The organism is Brenneria izadpanahii, from assembly GCF_017569925.1.
Taxonomy (GTDB): domain Bacteria; phylum Pseudomonadota; class Gammaproteobacteria; order Enterobacterales; family Enterobacteriaceae; genus Brenneria; species Brenneria izadpanahii.
Genome location: NZ_CP050854.1, coordinates 4,009,952 through 4,025,394, shown reverse-complemented (window position 1 = coordinate 4,025,394; position 15,443 = coordinate 4,009,952). Strand labels below are relative to the sequence as shown.

Genomic DNA, 15,443 nt, shown 5'->3' with positions numbered 1-15,443 from the left:
GCCGGCAGCGATTTTGAACGTCGCTTGCGACGGCCTTTGCGGCGGGCGGGGAGCCCGCCATAAAAATGGCCGGTTAACAATAACCGGCCATTTTCAGTTTAGTCGATGGTGCGCAATAACTCGTTGATACCCACTTTACCGCGGGTTTTCGCGTCCACTTTCTTAACGATAACCGCGCAATACAGGCTGTAGCTGCCATCTTTGGACGGCAGATTGCCGGAGACGACGACGGAACCCGCAGGTACGCGGCCATAATGAACTTCACCGGTTTCCCGATCGTAGATCTTGGTGCTTTGACCGATGAAAACGCCCATCGAGATGACGGAACCTTCCTCGACGATCACCCCTTCGACCACTTCGGAACGAGCGCCGATAAAGCAGTTGTCTTCGATGATGGTCGGGTTCGCCTGTAATGGCTCCAGAACGCCGCCGATGCCGACGCCGCCGGACAGGTGGACGTTTTTACCGATCTGCGCGCAGGAACCGACCGTTGCCCAGGTATCAACCATCGAACCTTCGTCAACATAAGCGCCGATATTGACGTAAGAAGGCATCAGAACGGTGTTGCGAGCGATAAACGCCCCCTGACGTACGCTGGCCGGCGGCACCACGCGAAAACCTTCGCGTTGGAAACGCTCTGCATCGTAATCAGCGAATTTCATCGGCACTTTATCGTAATAGCGCGTTTCCGCGCCTTCCATTACCTGGTTATCGTTGATGCGGAAAGAGAGCAGCACGGCTTTTTTCAGCCATTGATGTGTAACCCACTGGCCGTTGATTTTTTCTGCGACGCGCAGCTTGCCGCTGTCCAGCAGGCCGATAACCTGATTAATCGCCTCACGAGTAACGGCGTCTACGTTTGCCGGCGTAATTTCGGCGCGGCGCTCGAAAGCGCTTTCGATAACGTTTTGTAGTTGTTGATGCATCCTGTTTTCTCTTTCCTGATTGTGAAAATTAGTTCAATGGTACTTTATCGTTTGGGTTTAGGGCTTCTGTCAACCGTTCTTGCAGTTTAACGCGTAATTCCGGTTTCAGCGCCCGTCTATCGCTGTCTGCCAGAATAAACAGATCTTCCACCCGTTCGCCGATGGTGGAAATTCTGGCTCCATGCAGCGATAGATTAAGGTCGGCGAAGATTTCGCCGACGCGAGCCAGCAACCCCGGCTGATCGAGGGAAACAAGCTCCATATAGCTGCGTCTGTCCGTGTGGGTCGGCAGGAAGTTGACCTCGGTCGGTACGCTGAAGTGGCGTAATTTCGGCGAGGAGCGACGCACGCGCGGGGGCTGATAATGACGCTGCGTCAGCGCTTGTTCAAGCGCATAGCGCGTCATTTCATGGCGATCCTGCGCCAGCGGACTGCCGTCCGGCTCCAGCACAATGAAGGTATCCATCGCCATGCCGTCGCGGCTGGTGAAAATTTGCGCGTCATGGACGCTGAGATTCCGGCGATCCAGCTCACCGGCCACCGCGGCGAACAGATAAGGCCGGTCCGGGCTGCAGATAAAGATTTCCGTGCCGCCCCGGCAGGCCTGATGGCTGATTAACACCAGCGGCTTACTGATATCGTGCTCCAGCAAATGACGGGCATGCCAGGCCAGCTGGCTCGGCGAGTGGCGCAGGAAATAGTCGGCCCGGCAGCGGCTCCAGATATCGCGCAACGCGTCTTCATTAACATTATCCATGCGCAGCAGCGCCAGCGCCTGTAAACGATGCTGACGAACGTGTTCGCGTAAATCCGGGGTGTTTTGCATCCCCCGGCGAAGTTGTTTTTCTGTCGCGAAATAGAGTTCGCGCAACAGACTCTGTTTCCAACTGTTCCACAGCGTTTCGTTGGTGGCGCAGATATCCGCGACGGTCAGGCACACCAGATAGCGTAGACGCGTTTCGCTTTGCATTTCGACGGCGAATTGCTGAATAACGGCCGGATCCTGGATATCGCGGCGTTGAGCGGTGACGGACATCAGCAAATGGCGCCGCACCAGCCAGGAAACCAGCTGCGCTTCCCGTGAATTCAGACCGTGCAGCGCCGCGAACTCCAACGCGTCCTGCGCGCCGAGTTCGGAGTGATCGCCGCCGCGGCCTTTGGCGATATCATGGAACAGCGCGGCGAGCAGCAACAGTTCGGGTTGGGGGATGCGCGGATAAAGCTCTACGCACAGCGGATGGCGCGTGCGGTTTTTCTCATCGGCGAAGCTTTCCAGCTTCAGTAATACCCGAAGCGTATGCTCATCAACGGTGTAGGCGTGAAATAGGTCAAACTGCATTTGTCCGACGATGTTGCCCCACTGCGGCATATAGGCCCACAACACGCTGTGGCGATGCATGGGAAGCAGGGCGCGTTTTACCGCATGCGGATGGCGCAGTATGTTCATGAACAGATACCGGGCTTCCGGGATAGTGCACAAGGGGCTGCTGAGATGACGTCTGGCATGGCTTAGCTGGCGCAGCGTGGTGGAGTAAATACCGGTAATTTCCGGATTGCGCACCATCTGGTAAAACATGCGTATGATCGCTTCAGGTTTGCGTTCGAACAACGTTTCATCACGCAGATCGATCAGGTTGCCGCGCAACTGAAATTCGTCGTCGATCGCCCTGGGTTTTTCATTGGCTTCCAGCGCGAGGATCGCTTCATCAAACAGCTGCAGCAGCATTTGATTCAGTTCGCTGACGCGGCCCGTTACGCGGTAGAAATCTTTCATCATGCGTTCTACCGGGACGTTGCCTTCCCCCTGATATTGCAAAAGCTGTGCGACGTTAAGCTGATGGTCGAACAGCAGGCGGTTGTCGTAGCGCGTCAGTATCAGATGCAATGCAAACCGGATACGCCACAGAAAACTTTGGCAGTCATTCAGCTCCTTCCGCTCCGCTTCCGTCAGAAAACCAAAACCGACCATCTCATCCAAAGATGTGGCGCCAAAGTGGCGATGGGCAACCCACAGCAGGGTATGAATGTCTCGCAATCCACCGGGACTGCTTTTGATATCAGGTTCAAGGTTGTAGCTGGTGCTGTGGTAATGCCGGTGGCGCTCGTTCTGCTCGGCGATTTTGGCCGGAAAAAATTTCGGCGAGGGCCAAAATTCTTCGCTGAACACCTGTTTTTGCAAATTGAGAAACAGCGCGACGTCGCCACATATCATGCGCGACTCAATCAGGTTGGTGGCGACGGAAATATCAGCCCGGCCTTCTTGCAGGCACTCTTCCAGCGTTCTGACGCTGTGGCCGACTTCAAGCTTGAGATCCCACAGCAGGGTAATAAACTCCCCCGCGCGCTGCGAGTATTGTTCGCTGAGCTTTTCCTGACTGAGAATCAGAACGTCGATATCGGATAGCGGATGCAGTTCCCCGCGCCCGTAGCCGCCGACGGCCAATAACGCCGTTTGTGGAATGTTTTCAAAACCATAGAAAAGCCACAGCCGCTGCAACAGTTGATCGATGAACTCTGTTCTGGCGCCGATCAGCGTTTCCGCGCTGACGCCCGATTTAAACTCGCGGCCCAGCCAGAGCTGAAATTGTTCCAACCGCTGTTTCAGCGTCTGGCAATTCAGCATGTCGTCACTGTAATTCAGAGGCGATTCAGGAGGCTGCGCAACTGCAGGGGATTCAGCGGAAATATCTAGCGAAAGGTTTTTGTCGATCATATGCGCAGCCCATAAAAAGATTGTCAGGAACGATTTTAAACATCGCTTGCGACGGCCCGCAAGGGCGGCGGACAGGGACGCCCGCTATAAAAACCGCCGGGAGTTAGCGGAGTGGAGCGGGCCAATATCTGTTCCGCATTTTGATGGCTGAACAGTCATTTCCGCGCCAACGGGGATCTTCTGCGCGCCGGGCCGCCATCAGAAGCCGGTCCCTGCCTACTGCCGCAGGGACAACGGGATAGTAACGCTTTGTCAACAATCTTAATAGAAGTAGATTCGATACTATGCGTCAGGCGTAATGATCTTGGGAATGGTGTCGTCTTTCCGCAGCGTCATTATTTCACAGCCGTTCTCGGTTACCACAATCGTATGCTCGTACTGGGCCGACAGGCTACGATCTTTGGTTTTCACCGTCCAGCCGTCTTTCATGGTCCGGATGCGGAAGTCGCCGGCGTTGACCATGGGTTCAATGGTTAACGCCATGCCCGTCTGTAAAACGACGCCACCGTCATCGGCATCATAGTGCAATACCTGCGGTTCTTCATGGAACCCTCTGCCGATGCCGTGACCACAGTATTCACGGACGACGGAAAAGTCGTTTGCTTCAACGAACTTCTGGATTGCTTTGCCCAGCGAACGCAGGCGAATACCGGGTTTCACCATCTTTAACGCCAGATACAGGCTTTCTTGCGTAATACGGCACAGGCGTTCGCCGAGGATCGTCGGTTTGCCGACGATGAACATTTTGGAGGTATCGCCATGAAAACCATCTTTGATCACGGTGACGTCAATATTAATGATATCGCCGTCTTTCAGAATTTTTTCTTCGCTGGGGATGCCGTGGCAAACCACTTCATTGACGGAAATACATACCGATTTCGGGAAGCCGTGATATCCCAAGCAGGCTGAAACCGCATGTTGTTTATTAGTGATATGGTCGTGGCAGATCCTATCCAGTTCAGCGGTACTGACGCCAGGCACGACATGGGGCTCGATGATTTCCAATACTTCAGCCGCCAGGCGGCCGACTACGCGCATTTTTTCGATGTCTTCAGGGGTTTTGATTGATATTGCCATTAAATATTGTCCGCAGGTGTCGAATTAAACGACGAATTAGGGTCAGTCAGTTACGAATTAATAACGTATGTTATCAGCCCAGCCGTTGGCTTGCCAAATTATCATTTGGCCGCGAAGGCGCGGACAACAAAAGTTGGTGTCCCGGCGGGAATTATGGTATAAAGCGCGCCGGTGATCCGGCTGGAGTATTTTTAATATGTCCGGCTGAATCAGCTAAACTCACTTTGTGTATATAACACACACGTGTCGGCACATTCGCCGGGGTGCTCCAACGGTTTTTTACCTGCGGGGTCGGCGCAATGGGACACGTGGAGGCATAACCCCATACTTAATTAATAGAGGTAATCATGGCAACTGTTTCCATGCGCGATATGCTCAAGGCTGGCGCACACTTTGGTCACCAGACCCGTTACTGGAATCCGAAAATGAAGCCGTTCATCTTCGGCGCTCGTAATAAAGTGCACATCATCAACCTTGAGAAAACCGTACCGATGTTCAACGACGCTCTGGCTGAGCTGAGCAAAATTGCTTCTCGCAAGGGTAAAATTCTGTTCGTTGGTACTAAACGCGCAGCAAGCGAAGCGGTAAAAGAAGCGGCTAACAGCTGCGATCAGTTCTTCGTGAACCATCGCTGGTTGGGCGGCATGCTGACTAACTGGAAAACCGTTCGTCAGTCCATCAAACGTTTGAAAGATCTGGAAACTCAGTCCCAGGACGGTACTTTCGACAAACTGACCAAGAAAGAAGCGCTGATGCGCACCCGCGAGCTGGACAAGCTGGAAAACAGCCTGGGCGGCATCAAGGATATGGGCGGTTTGCCGGACGCATTGTTCGTTATTGATGCCGATCACGAACACATCGCAATTAAAGAAGCCAACAACCTGGGTATCCCGGTATTCGCTATCGTTGATACCAACTCCGATCCTGATGGCGTTGACTTCATCATCCCTGGTAACGATGACGCTATTCGTGCAGTTAGCCTGTACCTGAGCACTGTTGCTACCGCCGTTCGTGAAGGCCGTTCTCAAGATCTGGCTGAGCAAGCGGAAGAAGGCTTAGTTGAAGCTGAATAATAAGACTGGCTCCTACGAGCCCTTATTAACCAGGTATTGACATATGTTGGTTAGGGGGCCTGCTAAGGCCCCTTTTTTACTTATCTCACCCATGAGATAACCGAGGAAAAGATAATGGCTGAAATTACCGCTGCCCTGGTAAAAGAACTGCGTGAGCGTACTGGCGCAGGCATGATGGAATGTAAGAAAGCGCTGGTTGAAGCGAATGGCGACATCGAGCTGGCTATCGACAACATGCGTAAATCCGGCCAGGCGAAAGCTGCCAAGAAAGCAGGCCGCGTTGCTGCTGAAGGTATCATTCTGACCAAAATTTCCGCAGACGGAAAATTTGGCGTCATCGTTGAGCTGAACTGCGAAACTGACTTCGTGGCTAAAGATGCCGGCTTCAAGGCTTTTGGCGAAGAAGTCGCCGCAGCCGCTCTGAACGATCGCATCGCTGATGTTGAAGCGCTGAAAGCAAAATTCGAAGACCAACGTACCGCTCTGGTTGCGAAAATTGGTGAAAACATCAATATCCGCCGCGTCGCTACTCTGGAAGGCGACATTCTGGGTTCATATCTGCACGGCGCGCGCATCGGCGTTCTGGTTGCGGCCACTGGCGCTGATGAAGAGCTGATCAAGCACATCGCCATGCATATCGCCGCCAGCAAACCGGAATACGTTAAAGCTGAAGACGTTCCGGCTGACGTTGTCGCCCGCGAGCATCAGATCCAGTTGGATATCGCCATGCAATCCGGCAAACCGCGTGAAATCGCAGAAAAAATGGTTGAAGGCCGCATGCGTAAATTCACCGGCGAAATCTCTCTGTCCGGCCAGCATTTCGTTATGGATCCGAGCAAAACCGTCGGCGATCTGCTGAAAGAGCGCAAAGCTAACGTAATCAGCTTCATCCGTTTTGAAGTGGGTGAAGGTATTGAGAAAGCTGAAGTTGACTTTGCTGCTGAAGTTGCGGCAATGAGTAAGCAGTCTTAATAATAAAAAAAGGGGGCCGCCGCTTGGCGGTTCCTTTTTATCCAGCCAAAATAATTTCAGTGCATTTATTTGAGGTTTACATTCTGGTAAACAGCGGTAAGTGTGACAGTAACAACCCCCAATACGATGACAGCCTGTAGGACAAAACACCATGGCAACCAATGCAAAACCCGTATATCAACGAATCCTGCTTAAGCTCAGCGGCGAAGCTCTGCAGGGAACCGAAGGTTTTGGTATCGATGCGAGCATTTTGGATCGCATGGCTCAGGAAGTGAAAGAACTGGTTGAGTTGGGCATTCAGGTCGGTGTGGTCATCGGCGGTGGTAACCTGTTTCGTGGCGCAGGCCTGGCTAAAGCGGGTATGAACCGCGTAGTGGGCGACCACATGGGGATGCTGGCGACGGTCATGAATGGCCTGGCGATGCGTGATGCGCTGCATCGCGCTTATGTCAACGCTCGACTGATGTCCGCTATTCCGCTCAATGGCGTGTGCGACAATTACAGCTGGGCGGAAGCCATCAGCCTATTGCGTAATAACCGCGTGGTGATTTTCTCCGCAGGCACCGGCAATCCTTTCTTCACCACCGATTCGGCCGCTTGTCTGCGCGGCATCGAAATTGAGGCTGATGTTGTTCTGAAAGCGACAAAAGTGGATGGCGTCTATTCCGCCGATCCGGTACAGGATCCTAGCGCGATATTGCATGAAACGCTGAGTTATCAGGACGTGCTGGAGAGAGAATTGAAAGTGATGGATCTGGCCGCTTTTACGCTGGCGCGCGATCACAATCTGCCTATCCGCGTTTTCAACATGAACAAACCCGGCGCGCTGCGTCGCGTCGTCATGGGCGAGAAGGAAGGTACGTTGATCAGTAATAACGGATAACCCTAAAAATAGGGTAATATCCAGATCTGGTAACCAAAGATATTGCCATATACCGCCAGCTGATGCTGGTGTTAATTATTCACCGGGTCATGCGTTGGCATGATCTGTCAGGCAACCAGTTTTCAAGGGTTCACAACGTGATTAATGAAATCAGAAAAGATGCTGAAACGCGCATGGAAAAATGTGTAGAGGTTTTCAAAAACCAAATCAGCAAAATTCGTACTGGCCGCGCATCACCCAGCATTCTTGACGGTATCCAGGTCGAATATTACGGCAGCGCGACCCCGCTGCGTCAGTTAGCTAACATTGTGGTGGAAGATTCCCGCACGCTGGCGATTACGGTATTCGACCGTACGCTCGGCCCGGCGGTTGAAAAAGCCATCATGTCTTCCGATCTCGGATTGAATCCCTCTTCCGCAAGTTCGGTTATCCGTGTTCCGCTGCCTCCGCTGACGGAAGAACGCCGTAAGGATTTGATTAAGGTCGTACGCGGCGAAGCAGAGCAGGGGCGCGTATCCGTACGTAACGTGCGTCGTGATGCTAACGATAAGCTGAAAGCGCAATTGAAAGATAAAGCGATCAGTGAAGATGAAGAACGCCGCGCGCAGGAAGAGATACAAAAACTGACCGACCTCTACATCAAGAAAGTAGATGCCGCGCTGACAGAGAAAGAAAGTGAGCTGATGGAGTTTTAATTCGCTCGCTTGATATAGCGCCGCGGGAAAGTGATGATGCGTATTGCATCAACCTTGCTGGCGGCGCTTTGTTTTTTGATGCAGGCCAGCCTCTTTGGACGGTGGATCACCGGCTATGGGTTTTTGCGATAAATAGCATGGACACTTCATAGCGATCGTCTCAGACTAGTAAACCTTCCTGTAATCAAATCCAGTTATTCAGAGCATTTTAATGAAGCAAATGAAGCAACTGACAATTCTTGGCTCGACTGGTTCTGTCGGCATCAGCTCGCTGGCGGTCATTAATAAAAACCCAGACAAATTTGCAGTGAAAGCATTATCGGCAGGACGAAATGTCGATCGGATGCTGGAGCAATGTTTAGCTTTTCGTCCGGCTTACGCATCAATGGCGGATGAGGCTTCCGCCAAATTATTACGTCAACGGTTATCACAACACGGATGCCGAACCGAAGTGTTGTCCGGCGAGCATGCCGCATGTGAGCTGGCGGCGCTGGATGACGTCGATCTGGTGATTGCGGCGATTGTCGGCGTGGCGGGATTGCTGCCGACGCTGAGCGCTATTCGCGCGGGCAAACAGATACTGTTGGCGAATAAAGAGTCGTTGGTAACCTGCGGACGCCTGTTTATGGACGCGGTCGTACAGAGCAGCGCTCAACTATTGCCCATCGACAGCGAACATAATGCGATTTTTCAGAGTTTACCTGAGCCAATTCAACGGCAGTTAGGCTACTCTTCTTTAGAACAGTACGGCGTTGAGCGCATTATTCTCACCGGGTCCGGCGGGCCGTTTCGTGAATCACCGCTCGGCGCGTTGGCCGATATGACGCCCGATCAGGCTTGCGCTCATCCGAACTGGTCGATGGGACGTAAGATTTCGGTGGATTCCGCGACTATGATGAATAAAGGGCTGGAATACATTGAGGCGCGCTGGCTATTTAACGCATCCGCTGAACAGATGGAAGTGATCGTCCATCCGCAATCAGTGATCCATTCGATGGTGCGCTATGTTGACGGCAGCGTGCTGGCCCAGTTGGGATCGCCGGATATGTGTACGCCGATTGCTCATGCCATGGCCTATCCCGAACGCGTGAATTCGGGCGTGAAGGCTCTGGATTTTTGTCAATTGGGCGCCCTGACGTTTTCAGCGCCGGACTATGAGCGTTACCCTTGTTTACAACTGGCTATTGATGCCTGTAATCATGGTCAGGCGGCGACTACGGCTTTAAACGCAGCCAATGAGATTGCGGTCGCCGCATTTTTACAGTCACGTATTCGTTTTACAGACATTGCTGTTGTTAATCAGCGGGTTGTTGAGCAACTCACATTATCAGAGCCTGTCAGCGTCGATGACGTTCTGTTCATCGATCGCTGGGCCAGGCAAGCCGCGACGCAGATACTGACGCGCTATGAACAGTAGGCTTGTTTATTCGCATAGCACGATTTGTTCATGTGTGGTTGAGGTGGTATAGTCTGCGCCACTTGACAGCTGGCTAAGCGACTTTCTCATGCCGGCGGTGAAGTTAAGCCGTGATCGTTCACGGCTTTTTTGCGCTGACAGGGTCTGATGTTATGGAATGACTGTTTTATTTCTTGTTTGAGGATATAAGTACTCGTTATGCCGTCCGATAATCAAAATAGTGCTAATAATCTGCCATTCGCCGGGCCGCGGCATGTCGCCATCATTATGGATGGTAATGGCCGCTGGGCTAAGAGTCGGGGAAAATTGCGGATTTTTGGCCATCAGGCCGGTGTTAAATCCGTACGCCGGGCAGTGAGCTTCGCCGCCAGCCACGGACTTGAAGCCCTGACGCTTTATGCATTCAGCAGCGAAAACTGGAATCGCCCCGCGCAGGAAGTGACCGCCTTGATGGAGCTGTTTGTCCGGGCGCTGGACAGCGAGGTGAAAAGCCTGCATAAGCACAAAGTCCGTTTGCGTATCATCGGGGATATCAGCCGTTTTAGCCTGCGTTTACAAGAGCGGATCCGCCGCTCTGAAGAACTGACAAAAAATAATCCGGGGCTGACGTTGAATATTGCCGCGAATTATGGCGGCCGTTGGGATATCATTCAGGGAGTGCGGCAACTTGCGGAACAGGTGCAGGAAGGAACATTACGTCCCGATAGCATTAACGAGGATTCGTTATGCCAATGCGTTTGCCTGAGTGACCTGGCTCCGGTTGATTTAGTGATCCGAACAGGCGGAGAACATCGCATAAGTAACTTCCTGCTATGGCAAATCGCTTATGCCGAGCTCTATTTTACCGATGTCCTCTGGCCTGATTTTGATGAACAAGTTTTTGAAGGTGCGCTGAATGCATTTGCACAACGCGAGCGTCGCTTCGGGAGAACAACACCTATCGATGCAGATGCATCCTAGGGGGAACTTTTGCTGAAGTATCGCCTGATTACTGCTTTAATTTTAATCCCTATCGTTATTGCAGCGCTATTTTTGTTGCCCCCTTTGGGCTTTACCCTGGTGACTCTGGCTGTTTGCATGCTGGCCGCCTGGGAATGGGGACAGCTTTCAGGGTTTGCCTCATATGGACAACGGCTCTGGCTGGCTATTCTGTGCGGTTTTTTGTTGGCGCTTATGTTGTTGACGCTTCCGGCGTACCATTACTCCATACATGTACCGCAAATCAGCGGAACGCTCTGGATCTCTCTTGTCTGGTGGGTTGTTGCTCTGTTTTTGGTCCTGTTTTATCCTGCTTCCGCATCATTATGGCGCGATTCCCGCATTCTGCGGCTGGCGTTCGGCGTGGTGACCATCGTTCCCTTTTTTTGGGGGATGGTGGCGCTTCGCCAGTACAACTATGACGTCAATCCCTTTAGTGGCGCGTGGTGGCTGCTGTATGTCATGCTGCTGGTGTGGGGCGCGGACAGCGGCGCTTATATGTTTGGCCGCTTGTTTGGCAAACGAAAGCTGGCGCCGAAAGTTTCGCCGGGTAAAACCTGGGAGGGTCTTATCGGCGGGCTGATCACTTCAGCCGTAATTTCTTTGCTGTTTAGCCGCTATGCGCCTTTGGTTATTTCTCAGTCAACGTTGTTGATCTGTTCTATCGTCGCGGCATTGGCTTCCGTATTGGGCGACTTGACTGAAAGCATGTTTAAGCGCGAGGCGGGCATAAAGGACAGCAGTCATTTGATTCCGGGACATGGCGGCGTGCTTGATCGCATTGATAGCCTGACCGCCGCCGTGCCGGTGTTTTCCTGCCTGATGCTGTTAATGTTTAAAGCCGTTTAGGATGGGACAGTAGAGATTATTTATGATGAATTTCCTCTGGAGTTTGGCTGCATTTATCATCGCACTGGGTGTGTTGATCACCGTGCATGAGTTTGGTCACTTCTGGGTAGCTCGTCGTTGCGGCGTCAAAGTGGAACGTTTTTCGGTTGGGTTCGGCCGTGCTTTATGGCGTCGCCGCGATCGGCTCGGCACCGAATACGTTATCGCCCTGATCCCGTTGGGCGGTTATGTCAAAATGCTTGATGAACGGGTCGACACCGTATCGCCGGAATTTCGTCATCAATCTTTCAACCATAAAACGGTGTGGCAACGGGCGGCTATCGTCAGCGCCGGGCCTATCGCCAATTTTATCTTTGCCGTTGTGGCGTATTGGCTGGTGTTTATTATCGGGGTTCCCGGCGTTCGTCCCGTGGTTGGTGAAATATTGCCCAACTCCATCGCTTCGCAGGCCGAAATGTCCGCCGGAATTGAACTAAAGTCGGTTGACGGCATCGAAACGCCTGATTGGGACACGGCGCGTTTGGCATTGATCGGTAAAATCGGCGACAGCGATGTGGTGATCGGTACGGCGCCTTTAGGTTCGAATCAGGTTGTGTTGAAAACGTTGGATCTGCGCGATTGGCTGTTTGAGCCGGATAAGCAAGATCCCGCCACTTCATTGGGAATTGTTCCCAAAGGGCCGCAGATTGAAGCTGTGTTAACTCAGGTGCAACCGGGGTCGGCAGCAGAAAAAGCGGGTTTACAAGTGGGGGATAGGATCGTTAAAGTCGGCGGGCAGGTTTTAACGGACTGGCGCGCTTTCGTTGTCGCTGTTCGCGATAACCCAGGCCAACGCATCGCGTTGGATGTAGAGCGCGGCGGAGTCACATTGCCGTTAACGTTGACGCCCGATAGCAAGTCAATAGGAAATGGCAGGACAGAGGGATTCGCCGGCGTGATGCCGAGCGTAACGCCGCTCCCCGATGAATATCGAACGGTACGCCAGTATGGGCCGTTTAACGCTATCTATCAGGCAACGGATAAAACCTGGCAACTGATGAAATTGACGGTCAGTATGTTGGGGAAACTGGTGACGGGCGATGTTAAGCTGAATAACCTGAGCGGTCCGATTTCGATTGCTCAGGGCGCCGGAATGTCAGCGGATTATGGGTTGGTTTATTACCTGATGTTTTTGGCGCTAATCAGCGTCAATCTGGGGATTATCAATCTGTTCCCGTTGCCGGTATTGGATGGTGGACACCTGCTCTTTCTTGCAGTTGAAAAATTGAAGGGCAGGCCGGTTTCTGAGCGTGTGCAGGACTTTAGCTATCGCATTGGTACTGTGTTGCTGATGTTGTTAATGGGACTCGCACTTTTCAATGATTTCTCCCGCCTTTAGGCGTGGGATTAGGTTAGGAAAAACGCATAACAACGATGGCGATGAAAAAGTTGCTCATAGCGTCGCTGCTGTTTAGCAGCGCCACCGTATACGGTGCAGACGGGTTCGTAGTGAAAGACATTCATTTCGAGGGCCTGCAACGGGTTGCCGTCGGAGCGGCATTACTCAGTATGCCAGTCCGCGTTGGCGATACCGTCAGCGATGATGATATCGGTAATACCATCCGTGCTTTGTTCGCTACTGGAAATTTTGAAGATGTTCGTGTCCTGCGCGACGGCGAAACGCTGATTGTGCAGGTTAAGGAACGTCCGACAATTGCCAGCCTGACGTTTTCCGGCAATAAGTCGGTAAAAGACGATATGCTGAAGCAGAATCTGGATGCGACCGACGTGCGGGTCGGTGAAGCGTTGGACCGTACGGCGCTTTCCACTATCGAAAAAGGGCTGGAAGATTTCTATTACAGCGTTGGTAAATACAGCGCCTCGGTAAAAGCCGTTGTCACGCCGCTGCCCCGTAACCGCGTTGATTTGAAACTGGTGTTTACGGAAGGGGTATCGGCCAAGATTCAGCAGATCAACATTGTTGGCAACAAAGCGTTCAGCACCGATGAATTGATTTCCCATTTCCAACTGCGCGACGAAGTGCCTTGGTGGAACGTGGTCGGCGATCGCAAATACCAGAAACAGAAACTTTCCGGTGACCTCGAAACGCTGCGCAGTTTTTATCTGGATCGTGGTTATGCCCGTTTCAATATCGATTCCACGCAGGTTAGCCTGACGCCCGATAAAAAAGGCATCTATATTACGATTAACCTGACGGAAGGCGATCAATACAAACTGTCCGGCGTCGTGGTCAACGGCAATCTGGCCGGCCACTCCGCAGAAATTGAAAACCTGACGAAAATTGAGCCGGGCGAGCTGTATAACGGCGCCAAAGTCACGCGCATGGAAGAGGATATCAAAAAGCTGTTAGGCCGTTATGGTTATGCCTATCCGCGCGTGGTGACTCAGCCTGAAATCAATGACGCCGATAAGACGGTTAGGCTGAATGTCAACGTTGATGCCGGTAACCGTTTCTCCGTGCGCCGTATCCGTTTTGAAGGCAACGACACGTCCAAGGACTCTGTTCTGCGCCGTGAGATGCGCCAGATGGAAGGCGGCTGGTTAGGTAACGATTTAGTCGAGCAGGGTAAGGAACGCCTGAACCGATTGGGTTATTTTGAAAGCGTCGACGTTGAAACCCAGCGCGTGCCCGGTACGCTCGATCAGGTTGATGTAATCTATAAGGTCAAAGAGCGTAACACCGGGACGTTCAACTTCGGCGTGGGCTTCGGTACGGAAAGCGGCGTCAGTTTCCAGGCCGGCGTTCAGCAGGATAACTGGCTGGGTACCGGGAACTCCGTCGGCATCAGCGGAACCAGAAATGATTATCAGACCTATGTCGAACTTTCTCTGACCGATCCGTACTTTACGGTAGATGGCGTCAGCCTCGGCGGGCGTATTTTCTATAACAAGTTTGAAGCCTACGATGCCGATCTATCCGACTATACCAACTCCAGCTATGGCATCGGCAGTACGCTTGGGTTCCCGATCAACGAGAATAACTCGCTGCGTCTGGGTGTGGACTACGTTCACAATGATGTTTCCGATATGTCGCCGCAGGTGGCAATGTGGCGCTACCTGGATAAAGTCGGCGTCAGCCCGGAGATTGTAAGTACGAACGAACACTCCAAGGCCAGTTATAAAGCAAATGACTTCTTCCTGAATACCGGCTGGGTCTACAATAACCTGGACCGTGGCTACTTCCCGACGGAAGGATCGCGCGCTTCGTTCAATGCGAAAGTGGCTATCCCGGGATCGGATAACGAATATTATAAACTGACGTTTGATTCCGCATCATACCTCCCGCTGAGCGAAAGCCGGAATTGGGTATTGCTGGGACGCGCCCGCGCAGGCTACGCCGATGGCTTGGGTAATAAAGAAGTGCCGTTCTATGACAACTTCTATGCGGGCGGTTCGAGTACCGTGCGTGGCTTCCAGTCCAATACCATCGGGCCGAAGGCGGCATATTACAGATGTAACGGCAGCGAAAGCGCCTATTCATCTTGTCCGGTTGAAAAATCGGATGACGCGGTGGGCGGTAACGCGATGGCGGTTCTGAGCGGCGAACTGATTGTGCCTACGCCGTTTATCAGTGATAAATATTCCAGTTCCGTGCGCACCTCGCTGTTTATCGATGGCGGTACGGTTTGGGATACCAACTGGGAAAATACTTCGGCAACCATCGCCGCGGGTATTCCCGATTACAGCAAGCCGGGTAATTTCCGTGTTTCAAGCGGGATCGCCCTGCAATGGATGTCTCCGCTTGGGCCATTGGTCTTTTCCTATGCCCAGCCGGTTAAAAAGTACGATGGAGACAAGTCGGAGCAGTTCCAGTTTAATATTGGCAAAACCTGGTAATGTAACGTCGGCAGATCGTATAT

At 52.5% G+C, this 15,443-nt stretch carries 12 protein-coding genes; 9 read left to right on the top strand and 3 right to left on the bottom strand.

Annotation, left to right across the window (positions count from 1 at the left end; translation table 11 throughout):
• Positions 1–98: 98 nt before the first annotated feature.
• From dapD to map, 3 genes are all read right to left on the bottom strand, one after another.
• Entirely contained in the window at positions 99–926 is an 828-nt protein-coding gene (gene dapD, locus HC231_RS17925; protein WP_208228086.1) for a 2,3,4,5-tetrahydropyridine-2,6-dicarboxylate N-succinyltransferase, read from the bottom strand.
• Between the two features lie 28 nt (positions 927–954).
• The gene (glnD, locus tag HC231_RS17920; RefSeq protein ID WP_208228085.1) at positions 955–3,639 is read right to left on the bottom strand and encodes a bifunctional uridylyltransferase/uridylyl-removing protein GlnD; all 2,685 of its coding nucleotides are present in this window, start codon (positions 3,637–3,639) and stop codon (positions 955–957) included.
• A 282-nt stretch (positions 3,640–3,921) separates the two neighbouring features.
• On the bottom strand, positions 3,922–4,716 hold the full coding sequence (map, locus tag HC231_RS17915) for a type I methionyl aminopeptidase (protein ID WP_208228084.1): 795 nt from the start codon (positions 4,714–4,716) through the stop codon (positions 3,922–3,924).
• Between the two features lie 347 nt (positions 4,717–5,063).
• Between map and rpsB the strand changes: the two genes are divergently transcribed.
• The 9 genes from rpsB to bamA all read left to right on the top strand — a co-directional run bounded on the left by rpsB (position 5,064) and on the right by bamA (position 15,420).
• On the top strand, positions 5,064–5,789 hold the full coding sequence (gene rpsB / locus HC231_RS17910; protein ID WP_208228083.1) for a 30S ribosomal protein S2: 726 nt from the start codon (positions 5,064–5,066) through the stop codon (positions 5,787–5,789).
• A 114-nt stretch (positions 5,790–5,903) separates the two neighbouring features.
• Positions 5,904–6,761: a translation elongation factor Ts gene (gene tsf, locus HC231_RS17905; protein WP_208228082.1), complete on the top strand. Its 858-nt coding sequence runs from the start codon at positions 5,904–5,906 to the stop codon at positions 6,759–6,761.
• 151 nt (positions 6,762–6,912) lie between these two features.
• Entirely contained in the window at positions 6,913–7,644 is a 732-nt protein-coding gene (gene pyrH, locus HC231_RS17900) for a UMP kinase (RefSeq protein ID WP_208228081.1), read from the top strand.
• 137 nt (positions 7,645–7,781) lie between these two features.
• The gene (frr, locus tag HC231_RS17895) at positions 7,782–8,339 is read left to right on the top strand and encodes a ribosome recycling factor (protein WP_208228080.1); all 558 of its coding nucleotides are present in this window, start codon (positions 7,782–7,784) and stop codon (positions 8,337–8,339) included.
• A 220-nt stretch (positions 8,340–8,559) separates the two neighbouring features.
• Complete coding sequence (ispC, locus tag HC231_RS17890; RefSeq protein WP_208228079.1) at positions 8,560–9,756, top strand: 1-deoxy-D-xylulose-5-phosphate reductoisomerase; 1,197 nt, start codon at positions 8,560–8,562, stop codon at positions 9,754–9,756.
• Between the two features lie 198 nt (positions 9,757–9,954).
• The gene (gene ispU, locus HC231_RS17885; RefSeq protein ID WP_208228078.1) at positions 9,955–10,716 is read left to right on the top strand and encodes a (2E,6E)-farnesyl-diphosphate-specific ditrans,polycis-undecaprenyl-diphosphate synthase; all 762 of its coding nucleotides are present in this window, start codon (positions 9,955–9,957) and stop codon (positions 10,714–10,716) included.
• 9 nt (positions 10,717–10,725) lie between these two features.
• Entirely contained in the window at positions 10,726–11,583 is an 858-nt protein-coding gene (cdsA, locus tag HC231_RS17880) for a phosphatidate cytidylyltransferase (RefSeq protein WP_208228077.1), read from the top strand.
• Between the two features lie 22 nt (positions 11,584–11,605).
• Positions 11,606–12,961, top strand: coding sequence for a sigma E protease regulator RseP (rseP, locus tag HC231_RS17875; RefSeq protein ID WP_208228076.1), 1,356 nt, complete (start codon positions 11,606–11,608; stop codon positions 12,959–12,961).
• A gap of 35 nt (positions 12,962–12,996) precedes the next feature.
• On the top strand, positions 12,997–15,420 hold the full coding sequence (gene bamA, locus HC231_RS17870; protein ID WP_208228075.1) for an outer membrane protein assembly factor BamA: 2,424 nt from the start codon (positions 12,997–12,999) through the stop codon (positions 15,418–15,420).
• The last annotated feature ends 23 nt before the right edge of the window (positions 15,421–15,443 follow it).

Excerpts from the sequence above, each read along its gene's own strand:
- dapD (WP_208228086.1), bottom strand. The coding sequence starts at position 926 with ATGCATCAACAACTACAAAACGTTATCGAAAGCGCTTTCGAGCGCCGC.
- glnD (WP_208228085.1), bottom strand. The coding sequence starts at position 3,639 with ATGATCGACAAAAACCTTTCGCTAGATATTTCCGCTGAATCCCCTGCA.
- map (WP_208228084.1), bottom strand. The coding sequence starts at position 4,716 with ATGGCAATATCAATCAAAACCCCTGAAGACATCGAAAAAATGCGCGTA.
- rpsB (WP_208228083.1), top strand. The coding sequence starts at position 5,064 with ATGGCAACTGTTTCCATGCGCGATATGCTCAAGGCTGGCGCACACTTT.
- tsf (WP_208228082.1), top strand. The coding sequence starts at position 5,904 with ATGGCTGAAATTACCGCTGCCCTGGTAAAAGAACTGCGTGAGCGTACT.
- pyrH (WP_208228081.1), top strand. The coding sequence starts at position 6,913 with ATGGCAACCAATGCAAAACCCGTATATCAACGAATCCTGCTTAAGCTC.
- ispC (WP_208228079.1), top strand. The coding sequence starts at position 8,560 with ATGAAGCAACTGACAATTCTTGGCTCGACTGGTTCTGTCGGCATCAGC.
- ispU (WP_208228078.1), top strand. The coding sequence starts at position 9,955 with ATGCCGTCCGATAATCAAAATAGTGCTAATAATCTGCCATTCGCCGGG.
- rseP (WP_208228076.1), top strand. The coding sequence starts at position 11,606 with ATGATGAATTTCCTCTGGAGTTTGGCTGCATTTATCATCGCACTGGGT.
- bamA (WP_208228075.1), top strand. The coding sequence starts at position 12,997 with ATGGCGATGAAAAAGTTGCTCATAGCGTCGCTGCTGTTTAGCAGCGCC.